Consider the following 4,933-nt stretch of genomic DNA (forward strand, 5'->3'; position numbering starts at 1 on the left):
ATATAACCTAAATAATTCGAGTTGCAGGAAGGCGGCAATCGAGTAAATCCCGATGAGTTGACGCCAGTCAATGATTCGGGTGACAAATCTGCCGGGAGCAGATTTGAACGCTGCTTGCAGCGGCCTCGTAGAGACGAGGCCGATGGATGGGCCGAGTAACGAAAGCAGCCAACGCACATGCAGCTTGAAGTATGACGGGTATAAGTTATTCTTTAAAATCATTGGCATCCAGCTCATGGCGCGACAATAACTTGTAAAACTCGGTACGGTTACGCCCCGCCATCCGGGCAGCCTGGGTCACATTACCGGTGGTGATTTGTAGCAGCTTACGCAAATAATTCAATTCGAACTGATTACGAGCTTCAACAAAGGTTGGTAATGCCGTGTTTTCCCCTTCCAGTGCCTGCTCAACCAATGCTTCACTAATGACCGGAGCTGAGGTGAGTGCCACACATTGTTCAATCACGTTGACCAGTTGACGCACGTTACCCGGCCAACTGGCGGTCATTAACCGCTTCATAGCATCAGTTGAGAAACTGCGGACAAAGGGCTTATGCCGCTTAGCTGATTCACGTAACAGATGATTAGCCAGCAGCGGGATATCTTCTGAGCGCTCATGCAGTGCCGGGATCTTCAGATTCACTACATTCAAACGATAGTAGAGATCTTCGCGGAATTCATTTTTTGCCATGGCTTTAGGCAAATCACGGTGGGTGGCTGAAATGACCCGCACATCGATACTTAAATCACGGTTACTGCCCAGCGGCCGTACTTTGCGTTCTTGCAGCACTCGCAGTAATTTCACCTGTAAAGACAGCGGCATATCGCCGATTTCGTCTAAAAACAGCGTGCCGCCTTCTGCGGCCTGAAATAGCCCTTCACGGCTGCTGACCGCACCGGTAAATGCGCCTTTGGCATGACCAAACAGTTCTGACTCCAATAACTGCTCCGGCAATGCGCCACAGTTAATGGCAATAAAGGCTTTTTTCGCCCGAGGGCTGGCAGCATGGATAGCTTGCGCCAGAACCTCTTTACCGGTTCCACTTTGCCCGATAATCAGCACACTGACGTCAGATTGCGCCACCATTTTGGCCTGCTCCAGCAGGCGCAACATAACCGGGCTGCGGGTCACTATCTCTTCACGCCAGGTATCATCACCGGCAGGAATAGAAAGCTCTAAAGCTGCATCAATGGCTTTATACAAAGCATCGCGATCAACCGGTTTGGTCAGGAAACTGAACACCCCTTGCTGGGTGGCAGCCACCGCATCAGGGATAGAGCCGTGGGCGGTCAGGATAATCACTGGCATACCTGGCTGATGTTTCTGAATTTCGACGAACAGCGCCATGCCGTCCATTTCATCCATACGCAAGTCACTGATAACCAAGTCTATCTTTTCACGCATTAACAAACGCAATGCTTCCTGGCCGCTTTCAGCCGTGGTGACATTAAACCCTTCGCTGGTTAAACGCATCCCCAGTAACTTAAGTAAGCTGGGGTCGTCATCAACCAGCAGTAGATTGGCCGGTTTGCGTGGCGTCATGAGATTCCTTATTGGTGGCAGGTGGTACATCCGTTGGTGGTACCACTGGCGGAGTATAAGTATCAGCCGGTTTTTCTACCGATTGTGGGGCCGGTTTAGTATCAGCTTGAGGCGCTGTCGGCTTGGTTTCTACCGGTTTGGTTTCAACGGGTTTAGCTTCAACCGGTTTAGCTTCAACCGGTTTAGCTTCGGTCGGTTTAGCTTCAACCGGTTTAGCTTCGGTCGGTTTGGCTTCAACCGGTTTAGTTTCGGTCGGTTTAGCTTCAACCGGTTTAGCTTCAGTTGGTTTGGCTTCAACCGGTTTAGCTGGCTCAACTTTGGGCTGTGGTTTAGCTTCTAGCGGTTTCGGCACGACGGCTGGTTTGCTATCCACATCCGTTTCTGGAATTTCATTCTGCAACTGCTTGCGTGATGAAAGCTGCCGTTCGATATCAGTCAGGTTTTCCAGCTTACGGGTAGTATCCAGTAAGTTATATTGCAACCGGACCTGGCTTTCTCGCAGGCGATCAATCTGGGTGTCCGATTCGTCCTGTAAGCGCTGGTAGCGAATGCGCTCTTCTGCCAGAGAGATGCGCAGCACCTGTTGCTCACGCCATAGCTGAATCAGTGGACGCACCGCGCCAGGGACGCTTTGGCTATAACTGTTCAAACGCTCAACCACTTGACGACGTTCCGCCATTGTAGGCTCGGCACTGCTGACTAAAATGCCCTGCTTGAAGGCCGAAGGCCATGCCACTACCGGCAATGACTTCGCTAATGCTCGCGCTTGAGTAGACCCCATACGCTCTGCACAGTCCATTGCCCGTAGCCAGTACAGGGAGTTCTCCAGTGTCTCTTTATCATCAAGATCCCACAGCACATCGCAGGATAAGGTCCGATAATCAACGATTTTCGTTTCCGGTATGACCAACTGCACTGCTTGTGAAAAACGGCTACTGGCTGGATTATCAGTACATCCGGTAAGTAAGAGTGGGGCCAGCAACAATGCTCGCCAAAAAATACCCGTACCAGATTTGCCCGCGGGCATAGCTGCCGCAGTTGATGTCGGACATGATAAAAAGACGGTCTTTTTAATAATGCTGCTCATAGACCATTTGTACATTATTCATTCATTCTCGGCGGTTAATGGCAATTCAACACGAAAGCAAACCGCAGCGTAATCAACAGCCACCAGTTGCAAGTCGCCCTGCATACGTCTGATGCAGTCCTGAGCAATACTCAGCCCCAACCCACTACCTTTGACGGCCCCTTTTCGCTGATGGCTTCCCTGATAAAAAGGCTCAAATATCATGGTTTCTTCGGACATAGGGATCGGCGCCCCGGTATTGGCAATATCAATTTGTACGCGGTTATCCACCCGACGGCTGCGAATCCAAATGGTACCGGATTCCTCGCCATAGTGCACCGCATTGGAGTAGAGATTATCCAATACCCGCATTAATAATGTCGGATCTGCCCAACAAATGTCCGCTTGCAGATCAGTCTCAGTATGTAGAGTCTTGGCCCGTGCGGGTAAACTATGGGCTGAGATAACATCCTCAACCATTTCCGCCAGTTCAACATTCTCATGTTCACCGGGGCCATCTGCCAGTTTACGGTTATAGTCTAATAATTGCTCAATCAATAATTGCAAATGACGGCTGCTGTTATCAAGGATTGCCACAACTTCTTTTTGATCTTGCGTCAATGGCCCGGCAACCTCATCCGCTAACAATTCGGTCCCTTCGCGCATACTGGCGAGTGGTGTTTTCAATTCATGAGAGATATGGCGCAAAAACTCGTGGCGCTGTGACTCTAACCACGCTAAGCGCTCGCTGAGCCAAATAATACGCTGTGCCAGTGAGCGTAACTCGCGTGGCCCTTTAAATAGCGCCGTATTACCTAATGGTCGCCCTTCACCTAAGCGATTAATCATCCGCTCAATGCCTTTAACCGGCCCAATTATCATCCGGGTAAATAACACCACTAACAGCACACTGACCAAAAACAGTAACAGGGATTGCCAACCAAAGAATTGCCCACGTTCGGCAATATCTTTTTGTAATTGCTGACCGCGGGAGAAAATCACATCGCGCGTTGCCTGTACCATTTCGGCATTGGAGCGGGAGAACTGCTCTAATAGAGTTGACGCATTTTGTTCCGGGCCACTATTTTTACATTTAATATCAGAAAGTTGTGTCAGTAAACTGCTCAGAGTCTGATAGTAACGGGCATCTGGCAGGATAGAGGCGTGCGTATCAAGCATTTGAGCGTACTGTTTACGTTGATGCTGATATAACTTTGCCAGTGTTGCATCATCTAATACACAGTACTGGCGATAACTACGCTCCATTTCGAGCGCCACACTGGTCATCGCCTCACTGCGCCGCGCATCTGCCAGGGTAGTACGATTAATGTCAGCCGCCTGCGTGCTAAGGTGGTCAAGGCTTTGATAAGCCTGGTATGCCAGCACCAATAAAGGTAGCAGCACCAACAGAAATGCCATGAGTACCAATTGACGTAAAGAACGGGGAAATAAACGCCATCTTTTCAACGAAATCATCTCATTACCTATCATGCTGTGGTGATGCTAACTGACTGCGTGAGGATTACAATGCTTGTGGCACAATTACCCGTCATTTTTTAAGTTGCAGGTGTGTTGGTTGCACTCAATAACCCGAATCACTGACTTATGTCAGCTCATCGGGATTAATGAGCCTCACCCTGCGGGCGAGCATAAATGCTGTTCAAATCGGTTCCCGACCGATTTGTATCTCGTTTTCCGCCTGCCCGCAACTTGAAATCTATTGGGTATGTACCAGGAACAACGTCTCTTGATTGAGATAAAAAAAAAGCACCTGGCTTTGAGCTAAGTGCTTTTAATTAATGCGGCTTATCCATTATCGTCAGAATCATCATCAGACCTGCTTTTATTGTTATTTGCAGTAAAAACGGAGAGCGTAGCTTATCTTTGACCATAATATACCCTAAATAATTCGAGTTGCGGGAGGCGGCCAGCGCACATGCAGCTTGAAGTATGACGGGTATAGATGTGACAACGGGGCAATAAATTGCCCCGTCGCAGAATATGTGGATGCCCTTAAGCATCGTCTCCAGTTTGATGAAGCCGAAGCAATCATCGGGAGGATGAGACGAATAGCATCCAAACATGTCCAAAATTGATGAACCATTCATCACAGCAGGACATAGGCGGTACCTCACTCAACGTGTCGTCCGATGTTTGATAAAGTGAATTCACACGATATCGGTTTGGTGGACGATAGGTACCAGTCTTAGGCATCATTCGATGATTTATGAAGCGCATATTCCGCTTAACTGCGGGACTATCATAATAAGTTGAATGAGCAACTGTAAGTAATAATGCAGCTTGCGTGCCAAGTTTATTAAAAA

At 48.8% G+C, this 4,933-nt stretch carries 3 protein-coding genes and 1 pseudogene; all 4 read right to left on the reverse strand.

Annotation, left to right across the window (positions count from 1 at the left end):
• Positions 1 to 222, reverse strand: a pseudogene (locus V2A85_RS21900) (hypothetical protein); the annotation flags it as partial.
• Positions 206 to 1,543, reverse strand: coding sequence for a two-component system response regulator GlrR (gene glrR / locus V2A85_RS21905; protein ID WP_032907964.1), 1,338 nt, complete (start codon positions 1,541 to 1,543; stop codon positions 206 to 208). The gene glrR and the pseudogene V2A85_RS21900, both read right to left, overlap by 17 nt.
• Complete coding sequence (qseG, locus tag V2A85_RS21910; RefSeq protein WP_420072359.1) at positions 1,506 to 2,570, reverse strand: two-component system QseEF-associated lipoprotein QseG; 1,065 nt, start codon at positions 2,568 to 2,570, stop codon at positions 1,506 to 1,508. The genes glrR and qseG overlap by 38 nt, the downstream gene beginning before the upstream one ends.
• 78 nt (positions 2,571 to 2,648) lie before the next feature.
• Positions 2,649 to 4,085 (reverse strand): sensor histidine kinase, encoded by a 1,437-nt coding sequence (locus V2A85_RS21915; RefSeq protein ID WP_420072358.1) that lies wholly within the window; start codon positions 4,083 to 4,085, stop codon positions 2,649 to 2,651.
• Positions 4,086 to 4,933: the final 848 nt, after the last annotated feature.

It is taken from the genome of Yersinia sp. 1252 StPb PI (assembly GCF_048593885.1).
Lineage (GTDB): Bacteria > Pseudomonadota > Gammaproteobacteria > Enterobacterales > Enterobacteriaceae > Yersinia > Yersinia enterocolitica_E.

Excerpts from the sequence above, each read along its gene's own strand:
- qseG (WP_420072359.1), bottom strand. The coding sequence starts at position 2,570 with ATGCCCGCGGGCAAATCTGGTACGGGTATTTTTTGGCGAGCATTGTTG.
- glrR (WP_032907964.1), bottom strand. The coding sequence starts at position 1,543 with ATGACGCCACGCAAACCGGCCAATCTACTGCTGGTTGATGACGACCCC.
- V2A85_RS21915 (WP_420072358.1), bottom strand. The coding sequence starts at position 4,085 with ATGATTTCGTTGAAAAGATGGCGTTTATTTCCCCGTTCTTTACGTCAA.